Annotated in this window: 25 protein-coding genes; 23 read left to right on the top strand and 2 right to left on the bottom strand. The window is 37.8% G+C overall.

Annotated features, from left to right (window positions below):
- The first annotated feature begins 9 nt into the window (after nt 1-9).
- Complete coding sequence (gene hpaB, locus AC1TO9_RS03855) at nt 10-1,461, top strand: 4-hydroxyphenylacetate 3-monooxygenase, oxygenase component (RefSeq protein WP_482058365.1); 1,452 nt, start codon at nt 10-12, stop codon at nt 1,459-1,461.
- A gap of 298 nt (nt 1,462-1,759) precedes the next feature.
- Here the strand turns inward: hpaB and AC1TO9_RS03860 are convergent, their stop codons facing one another.
- Complete coding sequence (locus AC1TO9_RS03860; RefSeq protein WP_482058366.1) at nt 1,760-2,473, bottom strand: class I SAM-dependent methyltransferase; 714 nt, start codon at nt 2,471-2,473, stop codon at nt 1,760-1,762.
- On the bottom strand, nt 2,470-3,273 hold the full coding sequence (locus AC1TO9_RS03865; RefSeq protein ID WP_482058367.1) for a class I SAM-dependent methyltransferase: 804 nt from the start codon (nt 3,271-3,273) through the stop codon (nt 2,470-2,472). The genes AC1TO9_RS03860 and AC1TO9_RS03865 overlap by 4 nt, the downstream gene beginning before the upstream one ends.
- 163 nt (nt 3,274-3,436) lie before the next feature.
- Here AC1TO9_RS03865 and AC1TO9_RS03870 point away from each other — a divergent pair, with 163 nt between their 5' ends.
- The 22 genes from AC1TO9_RS03870 to AC1TO9_RS03975 all read left to right on the top strand — a co-directional run.
- Complete coding sequence (locus AC1TO9_RS03870) at nt 3,437-4,201, top strand: CPBP family intramembrane glutamic endopeptidase (RefSeq protein WP_482058368.1); 765 nt, start codon at nt 3,437-3,439, stop codon at nt 4,199-4,201.
- Between the two features lie 128 nt (nt 4,202-4,329).
- On the top strand, nt 4,330-4,899 hold the full coding sequence (locus tag AC1TO9_RS03875) for a cupin domain-containing protein (RefSeq protein WP_482058369.1): 570 nt from the start codon (nt 4,330-4,332) through the stop codon (nt 4,897-4,899).
- Between the two features lie 633 nt (nt 4,900-5,532).
- Nucleotides 5,533-6,591 (top strand): phosphotransferase, encoded by a 1,059-nt coding sequence (locus AC1TO9_RS03880; protein WP_482058370.1) that lies wholly within the window; start codon nt 5,533-5,535, stop codon nt 6,589-6,591.
- Between the two features lie 289 nt (nt 6,592-6,880).
- Nucleotides 6,881-8,056, top strand: a complete 1,176-nt coding sequence (locus AC1TO9_RS03885) for an amidohydrolase family protein (protein ID WP_482057962.1) — start codon at nt 6,881-6,883, stop codon at nt 8,054-8,056.
- 315 nt (nt 8,057-8,371) lie between these two features.
- Nucleotides 8,372-9,013: a C39 family peptidase gene (locus AC1TO9_RS03890; RefSeq protein WP_482057961.1), complete on the top strand. Its 642-nt coding sequence runs from the start codon at nt 8,372-8,374 to the stop codon at nt 9,011-9,013.
- A 226-nt stretch (nt 9,014-9,239) separates the two neighbouring features.
- A complete protein-coding gene (locus AC1TO9_RS03895; protein ID WP_482058371.1) occupies nt 9,240-9,857 on the top strand; it encodes an alpha/beta hydrolase in 618 nt (205 codons plus the stop codon).
- A 201-nt stretch (nt 9,858-10,058) separates the two neighbouring features.
- On the top strand, nt 10,059-10,577 hold the full coding sequence (locus AC1TO9_RS03900; protein ID WP_482058372.1) for a GNAT family N-acetyltransferase: 519 nt from the start codon (nt 10,059-10,061) through the stop codon (nt 10,575-10,577).
- A 23-nt stretch (nt 10,578-10,600) separates the two neighbouring features.
- Entirely contained in the window at nt 10,601-10,876 is a 276-nt protein-coding gene (locus tag AC1TO9_RS03905; protein ID WP_482058373.1) for a hypothetical protein, read from the top strand.
- 314 nt (nt 10,877-11,190) lie between these two features.
- Nucleotides 11,191-11,433 carry a hypothetical protein gene (locus tag AC1TO9_RS03910; RefSeq protein ID WP_482058374.1) on the top strand — a complete coding sequence of 81 codons (243 nt, stop codon included), beginning with the start codon at nt 11,191-11,193 and terminating at the stop codon, nt 11,431-11,433.
- 276 nt (nt 11,434-11,709) lie between these two features.
- On the top strand, nt 11,710-12,477 hold the full coding sequence (locus AC1TO9_RS03915; protein WP_482058375.1) for a nucleotidyltransferase domain-containing protein: 768 nt from the start codon (nt 11,710-11,712) through the stop codon (nt 12,475-12,477).
- 234 nt (nt 12,478-12,711) lie between these two features.
- The gene (locus AC1TO9_RS03920) at nt 12,712-13,104 is read left to right on the top strand and encodes a VOC family protein (protein WP_482058376.1); all 393 of its coding nucleotides are present in this window, start codon (nt 12,712-12,714) and stop codon (nt 13,102-13,104) included.
- 237 nt (nt 13,105-13,341) lie between these two features.
- Complete coding sequence (locus AC1TO9_RS03925; RefSeq protein WP_482058377.1) at nt 13,342-14,007, top strand: HAD family hydrolase; 666 nt, start codon at nt 13,342-13,344, stop codon at nt 14,005-14,007.
- A gap of 244 nt (nt 14,008-14,251) precedes the next feature.
- A complete protein-coding gene (locus AC1TO9_RS03930; protein WP_482057945.1) occupies nt 14,252-14,989 on the top strand; it encodes an NYN domain-containing protein in 738 nt (245 codons plus the stop codon).
- A 280-nt stretch (nt 14,990-15,269) separates the two neighbouring features.
- Nucleotides 15,270-16,334, top strand: a complete 1,065-nt coding sequence (locus AC1TO9_RS03935) for a CHAP domain-containing protein (RefSeq protein WP_482058378.1) — start codon at nt 15,270-15,272, stop codon at nt 16,332-16,334.
- A 264-nt stretch (nt 16,335-16,598) separates the two neighbouring features.
- Entirely contained in the window at nt 16,599-16,913 is a 315-nt protein-coding gene (locus AC1TO9_RS03940) for an ACT domain-containing protein (RefSeq protein ID WP_482058379.1), read from the top strand.
- Between the two features lie 514 nt (nt 16,914-17,427).
- The gene (locus AC1TO9_RS03945) at nt 17,428-17,868 is read left to right on the top strand and encodes a hypothetical protein (protein WP_482057941.1); all 441 of its coding nucleotides are present in this window, start codon (nt 17,428-17,430) and stop codon (nt 17,866-17,868) included.
- A 586-nt stretch (nt 17,869-18,454) separates the two neighbouring features.
- Nucleotides 18,455-19,045 (top strand): GNAT family N-acetyltransferase, encoded by a 591-nt coding sequence (locus AC1TO9_RS03950; RefSeq protein ID WP_482058380.1) that lies wholly within the window; start codon nt 18,455-18,457, stop codon nt 19,043-19,045.
- A 332-nt stretch (nt 19,046-19,377) separates the two neighbouring features.
- A complete protein-coding gene (locus AC1TO9_RS03955) occupies nt 19,378-19,911 on the top strand; it encodes a hypothetical protein (protein WP_482058381.1) in 534 nt (177 codons plus the stop codon).
- A 77-nt stretch (nt 19,912-19,988) separates the two neighbouring features.
- Complete coding sequence (locus AC1TO9_RS03960; RefSeq protein ID WP_482057938.1) at nt 19,989-20,669, top strand: 2'-5' RNA ligase family protein; 681 nt, start codon at nt 19,989-19,991, stop codon at nt 20,667-20,669.
- A gap of 236 nt (nt 20,670-20,905) precedes the next feature.
- The gene (locus AC1TO9_RS03965; RefSeq protein ID WP_482058382.1) at nt 20,906-21,955 is read left to right on the top strand and encodes an acyltransferase family protein; all 1,050 of its coding nucleotides are present in this window, start codon (nt 20,906-20,908) and stop codon (nt 21,953-21,955) included.
- Between the two features lie 211 nt (nt 21,956-22,166).
- Entirely contained in the window at nt 22,167-22,730 is a 564-nt protein-coding gene (locus AC1TO9_RS03970) for a phosphoglycerate mutase family protein (RefSeq protein ID WP_482057937.1), read from the top strand.
- Between the two features lie 209 nt (nt 22,731-22,939).
- On the top strand, nt 22,940-23,370 hold a 431-nt coding region (locus AC1TO9_RS03975; RefSeq protein WP_482058383.1), incomplete at its 3' end, for a hypothetical protein.

The following is a 23,370-nucleotide window of genomic DNA, read 5'->3' on the forward strand; positions in this document are numbered from 1 at the left end:
GTTAGACACATGGGTATGAAGAACGGCTCACAATATATGAAGCAAATCGATCAATCCAAACCCGAGGTCTGGTTTCGCGGTGAGAAACTTTCGGGTAGATTATCGAATCATAAGGCTTTCCGTGGTCTAATACGCACACAAGCTTCTTTATACGATATGCAGAATGAGCTGGAGTATATAGACAGAATGAGCTATACCTCACCAATAACAGGCAATCGGGTGGGAATGTCCTATCTGCAACCAAAGAGTAAACATGATGTGGCTAAACGCCGAGTTATGATGTCATTATGGGGTGAACGGCATCATGGGCTGATGGGACGTTCTCCTGACTACATGAATACAGCTCTAATGGCATTTCATGCAAGCGCGAAGCTGCTGTCAGAGGATTCACCAGAATATGAACATAATCTAAGGAACTATTATGAGTATTGCCGCGAGAATGATGTGACGCTTTCTCATGTTTTTGTGCAGCCACAGGCTAGTAGAGTGGTCCGATTGATGGATGACGGATCTTTTGATACATCAGCAGCCAAGATTGTAGATCGAAATAAGGATGGAATTGTTGTTAGTGGTGCATTTCTATTAGCTACACAAGGGGTAACGGCTGACGAAATATGGGTTCATCCACCTGTTGCAACTCATCTTCAAGAAAAGAATAATCCGAATACTTTTGTCTTTGCTGTGCCAAATCATTTACCAGGAATGAAGTGGATCTGTCGGGAAAGCATGGTTGGGGGTGATTCGTCCTTTGATTATCCTTTAAGCTCACGTTTCGAAGAAATGGATACACTGATCGTATTTGATCATGTGCTTGTTCCGTGGCATCGTGTATTTGTGGCAGGTAACGATTCGTTATCACAACGATTATTCAGTGAGAGTGGATTTCATACGCATACAGCTCACCAGGTACTATGTAGGTATATTGCTAAAGCAGAGTTTATATTAGGTGTCGTACTGCAGATGGTAGAATCACTTGATATAGGAACAAACCCACATATTATTGAGAAAGTATCCGAAATCATCGTTCATGTGGAGACGTTAAAATCTCTACTTATTGCCTCTGAACTCAATGCAGTCGTTGATCGTTGGGGAAGTGTGCTTCCGGATCGAAATGCTCTATGGACCGCAAACGTAATCTTTCCCAAAATATATCCACGTATGATGGACATTATTCAGCTTATAGGGGCTAGTGGAGTAATTATGATTCCATCAGAATCGGACTTCAATACAGAGTTGAGGCCTTATTTAGACACTTATCTCAAAGGGAATGATCGTGCTGCGAAAGATAAGGTGCAGTTATTTAGATTAGCATGGGAACTTAGCGTAAGTGGCTTCGGGGGGCGGCAGGAACTATATGAGCGATTCTTCTTCGGTGATTCCAATACAGTGAATAGGAGACTTTATCAAGGCTATTCTCATAAAAAGAAATATATTAACCGCGTGAAAAATTTCTTGAAATAAGGAATCGATGACATAATCACTTATCCAAGTGAATATATATGTTAGGGGGAACGTCCGGGAATTAGGGAGAGGGAAACCGTCCGAAAGAGCCATCCTGTATAAGATGGAGGCGGACGGATATGACCGTAGAACAGCTCATGCAACTGTTGGTACTGGTGATTATGATTGTTGGGCTCGCAGTTGGAAAAGGGAAGTCATAAGGCAGATGGAGAGATCTTTGTGAGGTGATCCCATCTTACCCGCATGAGATTCATGCATATAACAAAGAGCGCCATATGTGGCGCTCTTTGTTGTATGCTTATTTGCTAGCTGTAAGTATAAGAGCAGGTGATTCAATATTGAAAGGTGACTTAGCGTAGTTACCAAATGCAGATATGGAATGAAAGCCACATTTGTGAAGTTCATCTTCGAGCTGTTTTGAGGTAACAGGGTAAAGAGGGAGTGTATTAGAATAAGTGGTTGATTGATCTTTTAGGATAGTAGTAAACATCACTTTATCTCCATGAAGATTATACTGACGTGTAAATGTAAATGATTCTTTTTCAATAATAGGGAAGACATACTCTTGCTGGTGAAGGACCTTGTCGAAATTAACAGTCTGGATGACTAACGTTCCGTGTTCATTAAGTTTGTCATAACTTGATTGCAGAAAAGAACGTATTTCATCAAGATCATGAAGATGGGGCAATGTATTCCCAATACAATAGATGCCATCGAAAGATTCGTTGAATTGAGCGATTTGTTGCATATTGTGTTGGGACACGTTGACTTGAAATTGTTTGTTATGATCTAGCTTATCCTTTATTCTGATTGTCATGCTAGGTTCAGGCTCTGATGCTGTTAGTTGATAGCCTAGCTCTGCTAAGGCAATTGCTGTATTTCCAGTTCCTGCCCCGATATCTAACAACTGTGATGATAAGGGGAAGCAGGAGGATAGGAAGCTAATTTGCTTATCGTTTACAGCAAATATTTCATCATAATAGGGAGTTAGAACTTCATAGAATGTCTTCATGAAATATGCTCCTTAGGTAACAACTCAGCGATAATACTAATACCTTGAATATGCTCAGCATGTTTAATAAATTGATTACGCATCGTAAGAACTCGTTGTCGAGCCTGCTTATTTAATATAATATTACTTGTTATTGTTAGAACACCTTTCCAGCCTTCATCTTGAAACAGTCTACGCATATGAAGTAAATGCATAGGTGCGGTATGTACGGATATAATCTTGAAACCATGGCTAGTCAGCAATTGTTGCCACTCATCCGAAGTTAGTGGTGAGGCATTAACACGAATGGCTTTAGCAAGATCTTGACGCACTTCCTTTTTCTTCGCTTCATCAATATCTACAGGTGTGAGATTCATTTCGTGAATGCCATATCGACCGCCCGGTTTCAGAATCCGCTTTGCTTCAGAAATAATACGTGATTTCTGTGCAGGAGTCTGCATGGTAAGCATGGCTTCACCATAGATAACGGTTGCAGAACCATCGGGAAGAGGGACATGTTCAGCATTAGCGATGATGACGTTCCGGTTATCCCCATGGAGATAGCTGCGTACCACTTTGGCGGCATCTTCATTTTGCTCAATAGCAGTATACTGCATTGGTTGCGCCTTTAATGTCATTTGCGCGGTTATACCAAGCCCAGGGGCAAACTCTACAACGGAATCTTGTTTACCAATATTCAAATCTGCTAGCATTTTTCGTGTCATTTCTAGTCCACCTGGACGGAGCACTTTCTTACCTAGACCGGCGAGAACCCAGTGACCGGGCATATTCTTATAATCGGCTACTTTAGTATTCAACATAATCACCCTTCAATAGATAATGAGAATCAGTATCATTGTATCATTTAATGTGGAGAATGAGAATATCTACAATTGAATTGATTGGAAGATAAAGGTTGATGAATTTCTGAATTATATGTAAAATGACGTAGTGATAGAATTTGATGGAAGAGGAGAGGGAATAATGGAAGGGAAAGTACGTAAAGAACATCCTATTTTATTTTCAATTATGCTAGGAGTTGTGCTGACGTTATTGATTGCTGTAGCATCTGCTGTAGCAACGATACTGGGATTTAAAGACATGGGTATCATGGTTGCCCAAATGTGTGCATTTTTCGTAATGGCGGTAATTGTTACCGTATACATGAGGAAGAGGGACCGCTCGTTTGGTATATTTGGATTTAAAAAGCTGGATATCCGTAAAGATAAAGTAACGCTTTATTATATTCCATTGCTGATTATTGTGCTCATTCAGCCGATCATGGGTGGGCTCAATTTAGAGCTGACAGTAACTGAAATTATACTTATTCTTGTTTTTTCTCTACTCGTAGGTTATACGGAGGAATCGATTTTTAGAGGAATAATTAGAGAAAGATTACAGTCCAAAGGTCCTGTATTTTACATCGTATTTTCTTCTATCTTCTTCGGTATTCTACATATGGCTAATGCGCTAAACGGAAGTGACCTCATACATATTATATTACAAATTATCAACGCACTTCTTATCGGTTTTATTCTTGCACTGCTTATAGAAACGACAGGTAATATTATTCCACTAATCGTATTTCATTTCTTGTTTGATGCGCTTGCTCAAATGACGAATAGTGTGATTGTAGATAAAGAAGTGTTAGTTGTATCTATATTAAATATTATATATTTGGTATATGGAAGCTATTTGATTTACATTTTAATGCATAAGAAAAAAATGAATATTCAATTAAATGATTGATTGAAATTCACTTATTTGGAAAGCTATTTAGCTGAGATATTGGGGATTACGATCACTGATAAGTACCATAATCCCTCCTTGGGCATACATTACATTAGGCATTTACCCATGAAGGAGGACACAATATTATGATCGATGCAGTTTTGCAATCACCTAACTTATGCTTAGCGGCGGATTCTAATCAAGTACTCAATTATAAGCGGGATCCACACAATTATATTACCCAGTTATTCGGGGAGCAACTACCCGCGATTAAGACCGGTTTATTTAACGTCCATTTGAGCAAAGGGATTATAGTCAACCCGCATTGGCATACCAATGTAAATGAGACGGTTTTTGTCATTAGCGGCGAAGTCATTACATCTGTTTTTGATCCGTTCACACAAAGGCTGATGACCTATCACTTAAAGCCAGGACAAGTATCGCTATTTCCTAAAGGGTGGTTCCATTGGATAATTGCGGAGTGCGATCATACTCATCTCTTGACGATCTTCGATCAGCCTACGCCTGATATCGTGTATGGGTCGGATTTCTTACGGTGTATACCGAAGGAAGTGATGCAACGAGCGTATTGTATCAACGAGCAGGATTATGCGAAGGCTGTAGCACCTATCCGAGAATCGGTCATTCTGGGACCTCCCGTTGGATGTTGCCCCGATGAGAAGAGCACTCACCACGCGAATTATAGAAGTTACTGACTTTGAAATATGTAGTATCCGACTCAGTATGATACATACTGGGTTTTTTCTTGGGCTAAATATTAATCTGTTGTCAGATCATCATGTGCGGTAAGTAATGATTGTTTGAAAATATTCACAACCATCGTGGCAGTATGGCAATACCCAATCCTGATACTACGGCTGCCTCAAAGTGATATGGAGTATCGCTAGATCGGAAGTCTAAATGCTTGCAAAAGGACGTCGTTAGCCGGTTCTTCTTGTCCCCATATAGAAGCATCCATTTTCGCTACAATTTCATAATGTTGTTTTTCACTAGAATAGCGTTGCTGATTTCCTTTAGGATTATGATAGCGGTAAAAGGCGACGTGTATGCAAGAAGTTGGAGTGCCCAACGAAGTGTCACAAAAGAAGGGAGTGGCTATCGGGAAATGCAGAAACTACTAATTTTAGTGGATATTCAATGGACAATGAAGGAGGCCACTATTCTTAGCATTCACTAGATGGTATAATTTAGGGTAACGCTAAAAAGGCTTCGTCTATAGCTTCTGTGTTGGGAGATAAACGAATTCATATATTCAGATGTATCGGTAGGATAAACGAGTTCGTAGATTAGGATTTATCGGAAATCAGCGTAAAACAAAAAAAGAAAAAGTGAAAGGAACATATCAAATGAATCATCAATATAATTTACAATTCGAAAAATTGTGCGACACATTAAAACTTGGTGAAATAATAAAAACACCAGAAATTATTTCGGGAGGGCTATTACATAGGATGTTTGCAATAGAAACAACCAAAGGGAAATATGCTGTAAAAGCTTTAAATCCACAAATTATGGCAAGACCGACAGCCCTACATAATTATATACAATCTGAAAGGATCGCAACTATTGCATACAATAGTTCACCTGTTCAACCAGCAAAAACGATTGATGGTAAGTTTATTCAGAGCATAGACGATCAATTTTACCTTGTTTTTGATTGGATCGAAGGATATACCCTTAAATCTGATCAAATTAATTTAACTCATTGTAAGAAAATTGCATCAATTCTTGCTGGAATTCATAAGACAGATTTCTCTCAAATAGAAAATAATGATAATTATTTTGATAATACGAAAGAATCAGATTGGAATTTTTACTTAAGTAAAGGGAAAGAGATCAATTCTGTTTGGGTGAAGCTGTTACACGAAAACATTGAACAGTTATTTGTTTGGAGCGATAAAGCAAAGAGATCTTACAGAATGTTAGCATCAGAAATGGTTATCGGCCACAGAGATTTAGAACCCAAGAATGTTATGTGGTTTCAAGAAAATCCAATAATAATTGATTGGGAATCAGCCGGGTTTATTAATCCAAAACACGATTTGATTGAAACGGCAATTTACTGGTCTGTGAATGAATTAGGGAGTATAGACGAGGAAAAATTTTTAGCCTTTATTGATGAATATCAAAAAAGTATTGGAATTATTGATGCTGATTGGAGAAATATTTTAGAACACGGTTATTTAAGCAAATTAGACTGGCTGGAATATAGTCTTAAACGATCGTTACGGATTGAATGCACGGACGAAAATGAACAGGAAATGGGGACATTACAGGTAACTGGAACAATAAATGCTCTAAACCAATATGAAGAAATGGTTTCGGAATTAGAAACCTGGTTAAACAATAACTTAAGTAAATTCGAAGAAGACGCTGACATCCTATAACAAAGCATCTGCGCTGCGGGGCATTCGCCCCTTGGTTGTCGGGAGTGTAATCATGGAAGTGAACTCAGACAACACACGACCCGGCCTAAGATAAAAGCTATCTAAGGCCGGGTCGCGTCGCAGATGCGGATACGTTATAGGAAATTAGCGAAAAAGAAATAGATCTAAAAATTCAAAAATCGGGAGTGTGTAAAAAATGATTTGCAAACAAATTATATATCCCAAATTTATCCATCGAGGCTTTATAATTCTATGGAGGAACAAATAACTTAGGGTGGGGATTATATCCATGGAATGTGAAAAAATGTTACTTTTAAACGGAACCTTAATCGATGGGACAGGCCAGCCGCCCATTCATCATGCAACAATCGAAATTGTAGGTGGCCGAATCGGTTTTATTACACAAGAGCAGGACTTTCATCCTTTAAATGAGGACGTGAAGGTTTTGAACCTGAATGGTCTTGTGATTATGCCGGGGTTTATTCACACACACGCTCATTGCGGCTTCAAATTTTTAAAGAATGAGCCCATTCATGGGTATCATAAAGAATATTTGGCAACTTGTCTTAAAGAGGGAATTACCACAATCCGGGATGAGGGGATGATGACAAACGCAACTATTGAGGATGTGATTGCACATACAGATGCAATTGCGGGTAGTTCTTATCCTAGAATCCTTACTTCAGGTAAGGTTTTTTCGGCTCCTGGGGGATACGGCGGGCAAGAGCCGATGGGTGTTGGAAGTGTAGAAGAAGCTAGTAGTAAGGTTCGCGAGGTGTTAGTTAAAGGCATTCATTTTATCAAAACTGCCCTTGAAGACGGGTATGATCCCAGCACGTTCGGATTACCTAAATTGAGTCAGGAAATTCTTGAAGCTATCTGCCAAGAAGCCCATGCTAGTGAAACATATGTATCTGCCCATGTAACCAACGCTAAAAATCTTCAGATTCTAGTAAATGCTGGGATTAACGATGCTGCCCATATGATATTTGATCGTCTGGATGACGGTTTAATCAAGCAAATGGTTCAGAATAGCGTACGAATCGTTCCAACTCTTACCGTACTGAAAATGTTTCAGGACAAATTTGGTGCCCCCATATTAAAGCAAGGATTGGACAATGTTAGAAGATTTGTCCAAGCAGGTGGAGAAATCGGTTTAGGAGATGATTTTATTGAAGAGGAGACCCCTTGGTATAGGCTAGGAATGCCATGGGAAGAAATCCGGTTATTGGGTGAAGCTGGCCTCACACCCATGCAAATTATTGTATCGGCAACTTCTGTTGGTGCCAAGATATGCAATCTTTCTCATGAAATCGGAACCATCGAAACCGGTAAGAGGGCTGATTTATTTGTAGTTGAAGGAGATCCACTTGTTAATATAGAAAATCTTCGAAAGGTTAAATATGTAATCAAGGAAGGCATGGTTCTTTACAGCAAACGAGAAACGATATTAACGGATCATTGATTGTTTTTCGAAGAAGTCGCTGACATCCGATAACATCGCATTCAACGCTGCGGGTCGCAAGCGACCCTTGGTCTGCCCGAGGCATTTCGGGGAAGTGATTCAGGCAGACACATCCCACCGCCTAACTGCCGCAAGCGGCAGCCAGTTCCTACGGAACCTTAAAGCGCTGGGACGTCGTGAATGCGGGAACGTTAGACGACATTCATGCGAATAAGATTTTATTTATTCCATTCCGCTTAGTTGAAAACCAATTATGGAAGGCAGCCTTTTTTTTTTATTATTTAAAAATTGAAAAGCATAGTCGCAGGAGGAACAATGGGGATTATTATTAATTCGCTACTAGTCATAGTATTTATTTTTGTACTAATTTCATACTATTATAAATTTCCAAAAAGAGATTCAATCGATGTTAGTGATCTGCCCAATTCATATTGTATTAAAACTTCGAACAGGATGGATATTCAGCATAATTATGAATGTGCTGCATTTTCAAGTGCATTTATTTTAAGACATCTGGGGAAAGAAGCAGATGGTAATGAACTCTATAAAAAATATCCTCGAAAACTATATGATGGAACAATTAGCCCTAAAGGTATAATCGTATTTTTCAAGAAACGGGGTTTTGATGTTTCTTATTATTCTGGAAATGTATATACGCTTAAAAAGCAATTAACTCAGGGCATACCGGTTATCGTGTTCATTAGGGTCTTTCCTGATAAGAGGTATTTACACTTTGCACCAGTTATAGGGTATGAAGGAGATTATTTTTATTTAGCAGACTCCTTGAAACACACAATAAACTGCAATGAAACACTCTATAACCGAAAAATATTGATTAGTGATTTAGAGGCTGTTTGGAAAACCTGGGTACCATTTTGCAAAAACTCGTACATAGTAATACATCCTAACAGATTAAGTGTGACAACGAGTCAAGAACAAAGGACTGAAAGTAAATAAATGTTGTAGAGTTATTCGACGAAGGCATGAACATCGTCTAACAGAACATTCTTGCTTCGTCGCTATCGCTCCTTGGTCGCCCAGAGGAATTGCAATGAAGAGGATTCAGGCGACACATTCAACCGGCTAAGTCTAACGACCCGGCACTTCGTGCCTTAAGCCGCTTGAACGTCAGGAATGCCAAACGTTAGACGAAATCACCTGAGGTATGAAAGGATGAAGAAAATTGATCTTAAATTTAATAACGGTATCGTCGTTTTGGAATACGGATTTAAAACAAAAACATTATAAAATTAAAGAGGGAAATTCAAAGTTAGTTGTTCTTTTTCCTGGAAAAAACTATCCGTGTGAGAAGCCTAGTTTACATTATGCAGGAACTTCTGCGATTCAAAGTGGGTTTGACTTACTGGTTTTAGAATATGGCTATCAAGCTGCAAGAACTGATTTGGATAATAAAGACTTACCTAGAGTATTAGAAGAAAGCGAAGAATCAATAAATGGTATAGTAAATAATTATGAACAAGTTGTTTTTATTAGTAAGAGCTTAGGAACCATAGTTGCTGGAGAAGTTCATAGAAGACTTGGGATTCCTATTAAACATATATATTTGACCCCGATCAAAGACACAGTTGATTATATTAACTCAACTGAAGGTATTGTAATTTATGGAACAAAGGATGTTTCGTTTAACGAAGAAATGGCAAAAAAAATTATAATATCCAATCACAGAAGAATAGTTAAAATTCCTAATGCAAATCATTCTTTAGAGACCAATAATGTTGATGAAAGCATATTAATTCTAAGATCACTTGCAAATATTTATATGGAAGTTCTAAACACTTAATGATTTTGAGAGTATTTCAAGGTGACTCCGTCTAACACTGTATTCTCGCTGCGGGTCATACGGCCCTTGATCTGCCAGAAGTATTTTCGAGGAAGAGAATTCAGGCAGATACATCCATTCCCCTAAGATAAGAGCTATCTAAGGGGAATGGACGTCGCGAATACCCAAACGTTAGCTGAAATCGACAGAAAGAGGTGGGAAATGAAAGACATGATAACATTAAAGCAGCTATCCAATATAGCTGAAGCTGATATATTAGATAATGATTTCTCACAGCGATATAGATGGTATAGTCAAGGCGATTATTTTCATAAATGTCTAGAAGAGAACCTTGAAGGTAAACGAATAACATTAATGGCGTTTTACGAGGATGCGTTAGCAGGATGCTGTCATATACTTTACAATTCACAATATCCATACTTTCGCAATGATAATATACCAGAAATTAATGACTTGAATGTATTCCCTGAATATAGAAAAAAGAAGATAGCTAGTAGAATATTTGATGAGTTAGAGCTGATTGCTTCAAAAACATCTAGATTTATAGGTTTGGGAGTTGGGTTATACCTTGATTATGGTAACGCTCAAAGAATGTATGGTAAGCGTGGGTATGTGATGGACGGAAAGGGAATGACATATAAGAATAATCAAGTACAACCTTTTCAACCAGTGATGGTTGATGATGATCTGCTAATTTATTTAGTGAAAGAATTGTATTAAATCATTGGTTAGTGATTCAGGAAGTGTCGACATCAGCTAACAAAGCATTTCTACATCGTCGCCTTCGCTCCTCGGTCGCCAAGAGGAATTTCGGAGAAGTTAATTCAGGCGACACATTCAACCAGCTAAGTCTGACGACCCGTTCCCTATGGTCACTTAAGCTGCTTGAACGTCAGGAATGCCAAACGTTAGTACGCCAAGAAGTTTGGCGCATCTTACAAGGTGAAAGTCCTTGTGGGGCAAGGTCTAACCAACTACCCCTATCAAGTGTTGCGCTGACAGAGGTAACTGCTAAGTGAAGTGTACACAGAGAACCATGTAGGCCATAAGGAGATGTACCTCCTGAAGCATATTCAGCCTCGTCAATGCAGTTTGGGAAACCAAACAAAGAACAGACGACAACGTGTTTAACGTCACGGAAGTCCAAGCAAAGGAACCGTAAAAAGAAGACTCGCAATGCGAATCTACTTAGAATGAAGGTAAGGTTCTGGAGGGTCTGTCGGGGTCAAAGCACGTGGCATGCATGGAGAGATGAGCCAGGAACTTGGGAGGTCCCTAATCGCTCCTACTCCAATGAGTAGGTAGGCTGGACAATCGAAAAAGAGGAAAGCTGATGGCGATTAGGGAGTCGGATCCATTCATAGTACTCCGAGATCGGGAGAGCCGATCACATGGGGAAGGGATGGACAAGAACATGAAGCTTGTAAAGGAAACCTATGCCGGACATGTAGGACTGGAACACCATAGGCAAACCTCACTGCAAGGAATAGCAAGGAAAGCAAGAAGAAATCAGACACACCGATTTGGAAACGTCTATGGATTTCTAATGCTGACGTACAAAAGCGAGTGTTCTTGAAGAGCCCGGTGCGGTAATTCCGCACGCCGGGATCTGTGCGGGGGACGTCAGGTAACTGGCGTTTCTACCGTGACGCCGAAACTTCCTAGGTCAAGAACATATGGGTAAACCCTCAAAGCCAGAAGCATCTAAGGTCAAGATCGGATAAGGGCATATGAAGGTCCGAAGTTGAGAAGTCAGGTAGCAGATTCAGCCGGACACATCCTACTCCGTCGGACGTCGAGAATTCAAGAACGTTAGCCGAAAGAAGTTCTTACATGTTTAGGAGGAGTCTATATGATATTAGAAAAAGTTATAAATAGAATTGTAATACAAAGTGAATATAAGGATTTTGTTGATAAGTATATAGATAATATACTTACCGAATTTAAAGGTAAGATTCATAGCATTTATATGTGTGGCTCGATTCCAAAAGGAACTGCTAAACCTTTTAAGTCAGATGCAGACTTTACTATTGTATGTGTAAATCCCAAAGTTATTGATTACGAAAGATTGTCAAATATTAAAGACAAGCTTTTGGAAGAATATCCAGTAGTAACTAAGATTGATACGATAATTTGCTCGATTGATGATGTATTAAGTAAACCGAATGAGTGGGGTTTTTGGATTAAGATAATTTGTGTTTGCATACATGGTCATGACGTTGGTGAAAAAGTGCCACCGATAATTACTTCTCCAGAGTTCATTTTAGACTTAAATACAGAGACCAAGCAGGAAGTAGATCGTATGCATAGTTTACTTTCTAATGCTAGTGATAACACAATGAAAACTAGATATATTAAAGGTTATTCTAAGAGATTAATTCGTGCATTATACTCTTTGGTTTTAGTAGATACAGGTGTATGGCAAGATGACATTATTAAGATGAAGAATGCCATATTAGACTATTGCGAGATTGACTCCGCTTTAGTTGATTATCTGTATGCTTGTTACTTGGATAGTCATGTACTTGTTGAAGAGTTTCTGGGAATTGCAGATGAAGTATATAGCTATGTTGAGAATGCCTTAAATACAATGGCTGCTTCCAGAACTTCCTTTGGCTAACAACATATATAGCATTCCAGTGTCGTCGCTGACGCTCCTAAGTCGCCAAGATGGATCTCAAGGAAGTGGATGCAGGCGACACATCCAACCGACTAAGTGGCAGAGCCACCCGGACCTACGGTCCTTAAGCCGCTTGAACGTCAGGAATGTCGAACGTTATCAGAAATTGGGGCACTACAAGTTAAACATAAGAAATAGTATCCTTGTTCAAGTAATCTCAGAGAGGAAAATAAAATGAAAGTTCAAGGATTCAATCACGTAACAATAAACGTTAGAAATCTCGAAATATCAATAAACTTTTATAAAGTTGTTCTTGGCCTAAATATAAGGCACAAAGGGAACAAGGATGCATATTTAGAATGGGGAAGTGCATGGATTTGTTTGATTGAACGAGATAGTTACAGTGAGCATTCAGAGAGACAAGCAGGAGTAGATCATGTTGCATTTTATATTCCAGAGGAGCATTTCAAAGAAGCGGTAAAATCCCTCCAAGATAATCATGTAAATATAGTAAGAGAAGAAATAAAGCGTGGTACAGGGTGGTCAATCAATTTTTTGGATCCAGATGGAACTCAACTTGAACTACATACATCAAACTTAGAGGAAAGAATGAAGGTATGGAGATAGTAAAAGCAAGAAAGGGAAAGAAGTTATGCAACTCAAAGAAGGCCCCAACATCTGCTAACATAACATTTCTGCTTCGTCGCTGACGCTCCTTGATCCGAGAAGTGGATTCAGGCCACACATTCAAGCAGCTAAGTTTGACGACCCGTTCCCATTGGTCACTTAAGCTCCTTGAACGTCAGGAATGCCAAACGTTATCGGAAATTCCTTGAAAGGATGATTTTTATTAAGATCAAAACAGTGATATTTGATTTGGACAACACTTTGTTAAACCGCAGAGAAGCTTTTAAATCGTATACCAACAAGTTCATATCTCGCTTTGTTGAAATACCGGATGGACAAGATAAGAACAAGATTATTGAATATATCATCAAAGCTGATATGGATGGATATCGAAAGAAAAAAGAACTATATGAAGAACTTAAAACCAGTCTAATTATGAAGAGAAGCGACACATCCTTGGAGGAATTACTAGAATTCTGGTTTTCAGAATTTTCGAAGTCTTCAGTACTCATGCGAGATGCACTAGAGACACTTCAGTATCTTAAATCAAGACAACTTAAACTTGGAATTATTACTAATGGATCTACTCGAGCACAGAATGCAAAGATAGATCAAGTGAATATTAGACACTTTTTCGATTCAATAATTATTTCTGATGAAGTTGGAGTTAAGAAACCTGATAAGAAGATATTTGAATTATCACTAGAAGCCTTATATACAACAACTAGCGATGCGTTATACATAGGAGATCAGCCCACCAACGATATAATAGGTGCTGAAAATGCAGGTCTAGAAGCAGTGTGGTTAAGAGGTTTTGCCGAGTGGAATATTGATGAAAGGATTCCTAAGTATTCGATTATTGTATTGTCAGAGTTAATACATATTCTTGAAAGTAATTCATAGGAGCCAAGGAACATCTGATAACACAGCATTCCTACTGTGGGCATTCGCCCTTGATCGCTAGAAGGATTTTCAAGGAGTATATTCAGGCGATACATTCAACCAGCTAAGTCTGGCGACCCGTTCCCTATGGTCACTTAAGCTGCTCGAACGTCAGGAATGCCCAAACGTTATCCGAAACATTCGTAAATAATTAACAATAAGCTCATAATTTAAGTAGTTAAATATTGATACATGGGGGATTGAAATGAGAGATATTGATAATTTGAAGAAAATTGCTGTTCTTATTGATGCTGATAATTCACAGAAGAAGAAATTAAAATATATACTTGAAGAGGTGTCAACTAAAGGACATATTATTACAAAAAGAGCATATGGAGATTGGTCGCTAGATACATTAAAAAATTGGAAGAATGATTTGAATGAACTGGCAATACAACCAGTTCAACAATTCGCTTACACAACAGGTAAAAATGCAACAGATTCAGCTATGATAATTGATGCAATGGACTTGCTGTATACCAATAAATATGATGCTTTTGTTATTATTTCGAGTGACAGTGATTTCACAAAACTTGCAACAAGGTTGAAAGAAGCAGAAATATTTGTTATTGGGGTCGGTGAAGATAAGACGCCAACATCTTTTAGGAATGCTTGTGATGAATTTATTTTGACAAAAAATCTAGGAGATGTAAAAACTGAAAACATAATTGAAAACTCTAAAAATCATGAGTCAAATGAAGCATTAACTGAATTAGTTGCATTGTTACATAAAGCACATGAAAAGTATGAGGAAGATGGCTGGTGTAATGTTAGTGCGGCAGGATCATTTATTAAAAGAATAAAACCAGATTTTGATACTAGAACATTTGGAGTTACCAAATTGCCTGAAATACTCGAACAACTTAACGAAACTTTTGAAATGAAAAAATATAAAGGAAAGGGAGTAGTTAATATTATTGCTTATAAGCCTAGTGCGAAGTAATATTTAATAGTTTTTCAAGAGGTCGAATGTATCGAATAACACTGCATTCCTACTGCGGGCATTCGCCCTTGATCGCTAGAAGGATTTTCAAGGAGTTTATTCAGGTGATACATTCAACCAGCTAAGTCTGACGACCCGGACCTACGGTCCTTAAGCTGCTTGAACGTCAGGAATGCCAAACGTTATCGGAAATCAATGCAAATAAAGACCATAATTGAATTAATGCGCAATTTCGTGAAGCAGACCAAGTCTAGGGAGGGTGGGATGATCTCTGAAAATTGTGAAATCACGGATTGATAGTATCCGTATACTTGTAAATGAAATGATATTCAACATGGACAGTTCTATTAAAAAACAGGAAGCTGCTGTACGACTTTATGGGGTGTCATCTTTTGCATCGATGCTTGCGATGAAGAGAGGACTAGAGACGGAGATTGCCGCAATCGCAGGTTTGCTTCATCAATTTTATTTTTATAAAACCGGTATTATTCTTTATCCTGGCATTAATAGCGCAGAGGCCGTAAGACCTATTATAAGAAACTTGGGTATTTTTTCAAAGGAAGAACAACTTACAATTCTGCGGGCAATATTCTATCAGGATCAGATAAGACAAGCCCATGGCCCATATGATGAAATAATCAAAGATGCCGTTGTACTTCATAAGTATTTTCAGAATATGAACAAAGCCGTATCCCAGTTGGATGCGCGAAGACTTTCAAATGTGTTAGATGAATTATCAATCCAAGTCGATTACCTAGTGGATGAGGTAACAACCCAAAAAAGTAATATTCACAGCAACGCTAAAGACAAACGTCAATTGTTAGCCGACATTTCGGAAGAGCTAGCAGGACAGAACATTTTTGGCATTCCGGGGGACAAACGATACCGTGAAATTTGCCAATATTGGCCGGATCCCGATATATATAAAGTGCTCCAAGGCAGTTGGTGCGCAGCATTTGTTTACCATTGCTGCATGTTATCCGGAATTTCACTCCCAATACGTTACCCGAATGGAAATCATCGATTAGCTGGTGTAGGCGCAATGTTGGAATGGACGAAACTACCTGAAACTGGATTTTTTCATTATGATGGAGAGGAAAATTTCAAACCCGAACGCGGTGATATCGTTATTTATGAAAAACTCTTATCAGATGACTCGCACGACCATATAGGAATTGTACTTGCGTGCGAGGACCAAGAAATACTGGTTGCAGAAGGGAACAGGGATAACGAGAACTATTCCAGCGTTTTTCGAAGGAATAGAAATCATTGCATTCTTGGCTATATCCGAATCGACAATGAATACCATTTTTGTTTTGATGGTATTTACGACCCTATCCTTTAATTGCTGACTGTCATAAGCATTCAATTAACGCAAGTTTATTCGAGGAAGGCATTGACATCCGATAACAGAGCATTCCTACTGCGGGCATTCGCCCTTGATCGCCAAGGGGGAATTTCAGAGAAGTTAATTCAGGCGATACATTGAATCAGCTAAGTCTAGCGACCCGGACCTACGGTCCTTAAGCTGCTTGAACGTCAGGAATGTCAAACGTTATACGCAATACCCTCAAAGACAAAAAAACTACAAAAAATCAGGGGTGTCTCTATGAAACTAATTTTGTTAGATGAGAAGTATGGGATAGTAAAACTTGAACCAAAGCAAGGAATCCCAGAATGGGCAATTGATTCAGAAGTTGAATTATTGTCAATCACATATACATCAGATGAATTATCAATAGTGTGTAAGGAGAACAAGATACCAGAAGAAGGGTTACTATATGTGGAAAGACCTTGGAATTGTCTTAAGGTCGAAGGACAACTTGATTTTAACCTAACAGGAATATTATATACGTTAGCAAAACCTTTAGCAGAGCACAAAATAAGTGTTTTTGCGATATCTACTTTTGATACTGACTATTAACTAGTGAAATCTGAGAAAATTGATCAAACAATTCATATACTTGAAGAAGAAGGTCATGAAATACAAAGAAAATTAAATTTTTAAGTTTCTCAAGAAGGGGGTACAGCGTATAACATTACATTTTTGCGTCGTCGTTAGCGCTCCTTGGTCGCCAAGAGGGATATCGAAGGAGCTTATTCAGGCGACACATTCGACCGGCTAAGTCTGACGACCCGTTCCCTTTGGTCACTTAAGCCGCTTGAACGTCAGGAATTCCAAACGTTATACGCAACCCCTTGAGAATGTTAAACCATGAATCAAATTAACAACAAATAATAAATATAGGTGAAAGAATACATTTACAAAGTAGCAGTTGAAAACCAGGATGAACGGAATATTAGAAGGTGTACCCTAAAACAATAAATTCCCACATCGTTAGTTATGCTCCTTGGTCATCAAGAGGAATATCGGAGAAGCGGATTCATAATAAAGTACAAACTAAAGAATATTTCTATTACGCGAAAGAGAGGATCAAATGAATTATTATTTTGGTTTTTCATGGAAAGGTCTATTAATCTTTTTATTGCCAATGATACCAAATATATTTTATTTTTTAATTCCTGCGTCAGATATATCAGGAAACAATGCAAATAGCCATTTGATTTTAGATGTTTTGGAGCACGGAAGTCAGGCGATATTTTTCTTTCTTCTGATATTTGTTATAAGAAAACAAGCATCTGAAATTCGATGTCCGTATACAATTGGTATGGCAATAATGTTGATTTTTTATTATGGGCTATGGATATTGTATTTTACAGGCAACGCAAACTCGGTTATTTTTTTTGGGATGGCCGTTCTTCCGGTAGTATATTTTATATTGGCTGAGATTTGGCTTCATAATTATCTGGCTATTATACCAACAGTACTTTTTGGTATTGTGCATGTCATTAATACATATTTGTCTATTGCGAATTAAAGGGAGAACAACAATCCCCTTAAATTATGATAGTGCGTTCAGCATGGATGCTATATCTAGGAATAAGTCCCGAATGGTGAAGGTAGAAGTAAGCCATAGTTTAAGGCAAAGGTATCCAACGTGAGTAGGAATCTGAATGAAGCCGTCGGCAAGTCTCCGGTCCGAGGAACACGAACCTCTTATAAGGCTAGCGTTCATTGGATGAAGTTACTACACAAACCAAAGTCCATACTGCCGAAGGCGAGTAAATGAGGGGGGACCTTTCCTATGGGGAAACGGATTTGATAGGACCAAAAGATAGAACCAAAAGATAAAACACATAAAGACATATTAAATACATAAAACTCACAAGACATATATGGATGTGGAATCGAAAAAGAAGGGGCAGCGTATAACAATGCATTTTTGCATCGTCGCATTCGCTCCTTGGTCACCAAGAGGAATTTTCGGAGAAGTGGAATCAGGCGACACATCCAACCAGCTAAGTGGCGAATCCACCCGGACCTACGGTCCTTAAGCTGTTTGGACATCAGAAATACGCAACGTTATGAGAAATCATCCAAATACATATAAAAACCTGAAAGGAATGTTGAATATGACTTTCCCAAAAATGTTAAATGGAAGTCGAGTTCAATTGTATCCACTTGAACTGAGTCAAGCAGAAGAATTATTCGAATGCGGAAAACATGAAGGTATTTGGACTTATTTACCCAACGAAGTAAAGACTTTGGAAGACATGATTCTGCTCATTAAAAGTTCTTTAAAGTCAAAGGAGTTGGGACATGAATATCCCTTTGTGGTCTTTGATAAAGAACTAAATCGGTTAGTAGGGAGTACAAGATTTTTGAATTTATCAGTACTAAATAAAAATTTAGAAATTGGATGGACATGGTATTCACCTGAAGTATGGAGAACCAGAGTGAATACGGAGTGTAAATATGCGTTATTGAAATACTGTTTTGATGAATTCAAAGCAGTAAGAGTCCAGTTTAAAGCCGATGTAAGGAATGATCGATCGAATAAAGCTATAAGAAGAATTGGAGCAACTCATGAAGGAGTTTTAAGACAAGACAGAATATTACATGATGGATTTATAAGGAATGCCAATATATACAGTATTATTAATTCCGAGTGGCAAGAAGTAAAAAACCGTTTAGAAGAATATTTAAGGAACTAAAAACGTAGAACTTGGGGATTTTTCGTAGAAGCGGATGACATCTCAACAATACATTCCTGCGTCGTCGCTGACGCTCCTCGGTCGCCAAGAGGGATTTCGTAGAAGTTGATTCAGGCGACACATTCAACCGACTAAGTCTGACGACCCGTTCCCATTGGTCACTTAAGCCGCTTGAACGTCAGGAATGTGCAACGTTATAAGAAATCCCCGCTAAACATGTTAAGTTCCTTAAGAGAGGAGAGATCACCATATCCTTAGAATTCTCTGAGATCTGTCTCCAAATTGACCAACTCATAATAAATAATGACATTGAAACATTAAATAATATTTTCATGACGTTGGTTACCTCAGATCAATTACAGCTCAATAGTCAACTTCACTTTGAATCATTAACGTTTATTTTAGAACATAGAGATCTACTGAATTTACCAGATGATGCAATCGAACATATTATTTGGTCTCATTATTCCAGTCAGGAATGGACTAATGAACTGTTATTAAGAATCATTGAAGAATACAAAAATAAACCGATGATAGCACTTGAAAGTCTAATTATTAGTGCATTGAAACACGATAAGATCACAACTAATCAATACGATACAATTGATAATTTCTTTTCTGCTAAAGAGATAAAACGACAATTATTTTTTTGGATATTAGGTAGGAAGCTGTATCAAGAAGAAGAGCTAACAAAGAATGAAGTTGAGAAAACGTTAAAATTACGAGGATATAAATATTTGGAGGAAGCATTTGAGAAAGGATTAATTAATGAGTCGTTAAAAGTGCTATTCTCAGCTCCAATACCTGGAGAAGACGATAAAAGGCACAAGGAATATCTTTATAAAATAGCAAACAACTTAAAATAGAATTAATAAATTTGTTTGGATTGCATCGAAGGCGGGAACATCTTATAACACAACATTCCTACTGCGGGCATTCGCCCTTGATCGCCAAGAGGGATATCAGAGAAGCAGATTCAGGCGATACATTCAACCAGCTAAGTCTGACGACCCTTTCCCTTTGGTCACTTAAGCTGCCTGAACGTCAGGAATGCCAAACGTTATCGGAAATTCCCAGAAAGCTTAAAGGTCGTGAAGATATGGTTCAAAGATGTATAATGATATTCCCTAAATTTCAAAACATAGGAATTATTGAAGAGATCAGAAAACAAAATGATCCCATGTATAACCTAGTTGAACCTCATATTTCTCTTGTATTCCCTTTCCATAGTGATTTTTCAAAGGAGCAATTAAAAGAACATATTGTGAGTGAACTAAAAGGAATAAGACCATTTAAACTAAAGATGAAGGGCATTAGTGGAGAGGACGGCGGGTATCTTTTTTTGAACGTATTGGAAGGTAAAGAAGAAATAGTTGAAATACATACCAGGCTATATAGAGGAATTTTAGAACAACACAAACCAGAATTTTTAAACATAACAGATTATTTACCTCATATGACAGTAGGACATATAGCCATTAATGAAGAAATGATAAGAGTGGTTAGAAATTTCAAGACGTTGAATGAAAATTTTGAAGAGCTTGTAAGAGAAATAAGTGTGGAGATTATAGGAGAAGATGAAGAATCAATAATAGAAATGACAATAGAATTTGAGGAACAATGATAGTGAACTCAGAGAAGCTGGGAACATCCGATAACACAGCATTCCTACTGCGGGCATTCGCCCTTGATCGCCAAGAGGGATATCAGAGAAGTTAATTCAGGCGATACATTCAACCAGCTAAGTCTGACGACCCGTTCCCTTTGGTCACTTAAGCTATTTGAACGTCAGGAATGCCAAACGTTATCGGAAATTCTTACAAAAAATAAAATCTATAAATCAAAGGAGCAATTCTCGACATGACGCTGAAAAATCGCATCAACTTCCTGGATAATTTGAAAGTGTTTTTAATTATGCTGGTTGTGTCACATCATGCTGGACAACCTTATGGAGGATCAAACGGATGGTGGTATTTTACAACGGATGATTCACCGGGTTTAGGTGCTTTTTTTGCTGTAAATGCTGCATTTTTCATGAGTCTATTTTTCTTAATATCAGCGTATTTTGTTCCAGCGTCCCTTGAAAAGAGAGGCTTAGGGAGCTTTTTAAGAGAGCGATTTATTCATTTGGGTATTCCTCTAATAATCGGATTCGTTATGCTAATACCATTTTCTTGGCCAGTGATTAATTTCGGACACTTATGGTTTCTTCAACATCTACTGATTTATGTAATTATTTTTACGTTTGTAAAAACGTATTTGTTGAATCCGAGGCATACAAAACAATACGTACATAAACCATTTCCGAGTTTCTTTGTAATTTTACTCTTCACTGCTTTTGTTGCGTTGGCAACATTTGTAATACGCATTTGGTATCCTATTGATCATTGGATTGGATTTCTCGGGTTTATTCAAACTGAATTCGCCCATGTCCCTCAATATGTAAGTTTCTTTATAATAGGATTATCTGCTGCGAAAAATAATTGGATTGTTCGGATTCCTAGATTCGTAGGAATAATATGGATTATTATTGGGTTTGTACTTGCAGCTATAGTTTATTCTAGGAAGGTAACTTCTTTTCAGCCTGGAGGATTGAATTTCGGTAGTTTGCAATATTCCTTCATTGAAACATTCCTGTGTATGGGAATGTGCGTAGGATTAATATTCGTTTTCCAACGAATTGCAAATAAATCCATTAATTTATTGCAGTCATTGTCATTGAATGCTTTTACTGTTTACGTAATACATGTTCCGGTTGTTGTAATATTACAATACCTCGTTGAATCACTTCCTGTATCTGCATATTTCAAATTTATTATTGTAATCGGATTGGGGATAGCAGTAAGTTTTTCGACCAGTCACTTTTTAATTAAAAAAATTCCTTATTTAAATAGAGTATTATACAGATAGTTTGATAGTGATTCAAAGAAGGTAAGAACCTCCGATAACACCATATTCACACATCGATCCATTCGGATCTCGGTCCGCAGAAGTTTTTCAGGAAGTATAGGCTGCGGACACATTCATTCCCCTAAGATAAGAGCTATCTAAGGGGAATGAACGTCGTGAATATCTGAACGTTATCGGAAATTCATGCAATACATTGTCTGGAGGTAGCTCAATGGAGATTGTATTTATTCGTCATGGTCATGGAGAACATTTACTTGATTATCCCAATCGATTAAATACAGCTCACCCTGGCCTTACAGAATACGGTAAGATGCAAATTACTCAATTACGTGATCAAATGACATTCTATTCTGACGACTTAATACTTGTAAGTCCAACTAAGCGTACCATTGAGACTGCATTAATGTTAACAAGTAATTATAGATTCATTATTACCCCACTTGTTGGTCCGAGAATGTTCCCACAAAATCCGGATTTTCCTTTTTTAGTTTGTGATCAAATCTATACAAAAGCTGAAATTATAACTCAATATAGGGATATAGAAGTTCAAGACCTTAATTTGGATTGTTGGAGAGATGGAATTAATAGGATTGAACAAGACTTATTTGAAGGATATGCAAAGTTATTAATAGATTGGATTGGAGATAAGTATAATAGAGTCATTTTTATTTCTCATGATGGGACAATAACAAACTACAGAACAATACTTGGAGAAGAAGGATTGACAAGAAATGATTTTCTTGGTGAAGCAGGAGTATATGGTATGATTTTGTAAGTATTTCGAGAAGGCATGAACATCCGATAACACAATATTCGCGCTGCGTGCCATTCGGCCCTTGATCTACCAGAGGTATTTTCGAAGAAGAATAATCAGGTAGATACATCCATTCCCCTAAGATAAGAGCTATCTAAGGGGAATGGACGTCGCGAATACCCCAACGTTATCGGAAATCAGCTCGAAAAAATTATGAATGTGGTGATCAGATGAAAAAGATATGGATAATAAGTTGTATCGTTCTTATTGCTGTTGTTTATCTTATTTATGATTATCAACGTCCAGAGCCTATGCAACTGATCTATAATAGTACGATCTATTCAAACGAATCCCAGTTCGAGAAACAGACAGTTATCTCAATTAAAGGAAATCTTCATAAGAACCTATTTGGCAAAAATGTCTTAATTGGAGAGATGATTGTAGATGAAAATTTAAAATATGAAGTGAAGTTAAGAGAAGAGGAAAAGAAATACTTCGAATTACTTACTGCTAAAGGCAAAAACTATATAGAATTAAAATCGATTGGAACAATTATGACATCAGTCAAATTTGATAAAATATGGGTAAGTCTAGATGATATTAATGAAAGATATAACATTACGGAAGGATATATATCTGGACCTGCAAAGAATATGAAAGA

The organism is Paenibacillus sp. Y916 (assembly GCF_056786435.1).

Bases quoted from the DNA above. Each gene is read 5' to 3' on its own strand.
- AC1TO9_RS03860 (WP_482058366.1), bottom strand. From the start codon at position 2,473: ATGAAGACATTCTATGAAGTTCTAACTCCCTATTATGATGAAATATTT.
- AC1TO9_RS03890 (WP_482057961.1), top strand. From the start codon at position 8,372: ATGGGGATTATTATTAATTCGCTACTAGTCATAGTATTTATTTTTGTA.
- AC1TO9_RS03910 (WP_482058374.1), top strand. From the start codon at position 11,191: ATGGCGATTAGGGAGTCGGATCCATTCATAGTACTCCGAGATCGGGAG.
- AC1TO9_RS03930 (WP_482057945.1), top strand. From the start codon at position 14,252: ATGAGAGATATTGATAATTTGAAGAAAATTGCTGTTCTTATTGATGCT.
- AC1TO9_RS03965 (WP_482058382.1), top strand. From the start codon at position 20,906: ATGACGCTGAAAAATCGCATCAACTTCCTGGATAATTTGAAAGTGTTT.
- AC1TO9_RS03915 (WP_482058375.1), top strand. From the start codon at position 11,710: ATGATATTAGAAAAAGTTATAAATAGAATTGTAATACAAAGTGAATAT.
- AC1TO9_RS03940 (WP_482058379.1), top strand. From the start codon at position 16,599: ATGAAACTAATTTTGTTAGATGAGAAGTATGGGATAGTAAAACTTGAA.
- AC1TO9_RS03870 (WP_482058368.1), top strand. From the start codon at position 3,437: ATGGAAGGGAAAGTACGTAAAGAACATCCTATTTTATTTTCAATTATG.
- AC1TO9_RS03875 (WP_482058369.1), top strand. From the start codon at position 4,330: ATGATCGATGCAGTTTTGCAATCACCTAACTTATGCTTAGCGGCGGAT.
- AC1TO9_RS03900 (WP_482058372.1), top strand. From the start codon at position 10,059: ATGAAAGACATGATAACATTAAAGCAGCTATCCAATATAGCTGAAGCT.
- AC1TO9_RS03865 (WP_482058367.1), bottom strand. From the start codon at position 3,273: ATGTTGAATACTAAAGTAGCCGATTATAAGAATATGCCCGGTCACTGG.
- AC1TO9_RS03955 (WP_482058381.1), top strand. From the start codon at position 19,378: ATGACGTTGGTTACCTCAGATCAATTACAGCTCAATAGTCAACTTCAC.
- AC1TO9_RS03945 (WP_482057941.1), top strand. From the start codon at position 17,428: ATGAATTATTATTTTGGTTTTTCATGGAAAGGTCTATTAATCTTTTTA.
- AC1TO9_RS03885 (WP_482057962.1), top strand. From the start codon at position 6,881: ATGGAATGTGAAAAAATGTTACTTTTAAACGGAACCTTAATCGATGGG.
- AC1TO9_RS03970 (WP_482057937.1), top strand. From the start codon at position 22,167: ATGGAGATTGTATTTATTCGTCATGGTCATGGAGAACATTTACTTGAT.
- AC1TO9_RS03920 (WP_482058376.1), top strand. From the start codon at position 12,712: ATGAAAGTTCAAGGATTCAATCACGTAACAATAAACGTTAGAAATCTC.
- hpaB (WP_482058365.1), top strand. From the start codon at position 10: ATGGGTATGAAGAACGGCTCACAATATATGAAGCAAATCGATCAATCC.
- AC1TO9_RS03950 (WP_482058380.1), top strand. From the start codon at position 18,455: ATGTTGAATATGACTTTCCCAAAAATGTTAAATGGAAGTCGAGTTCAA.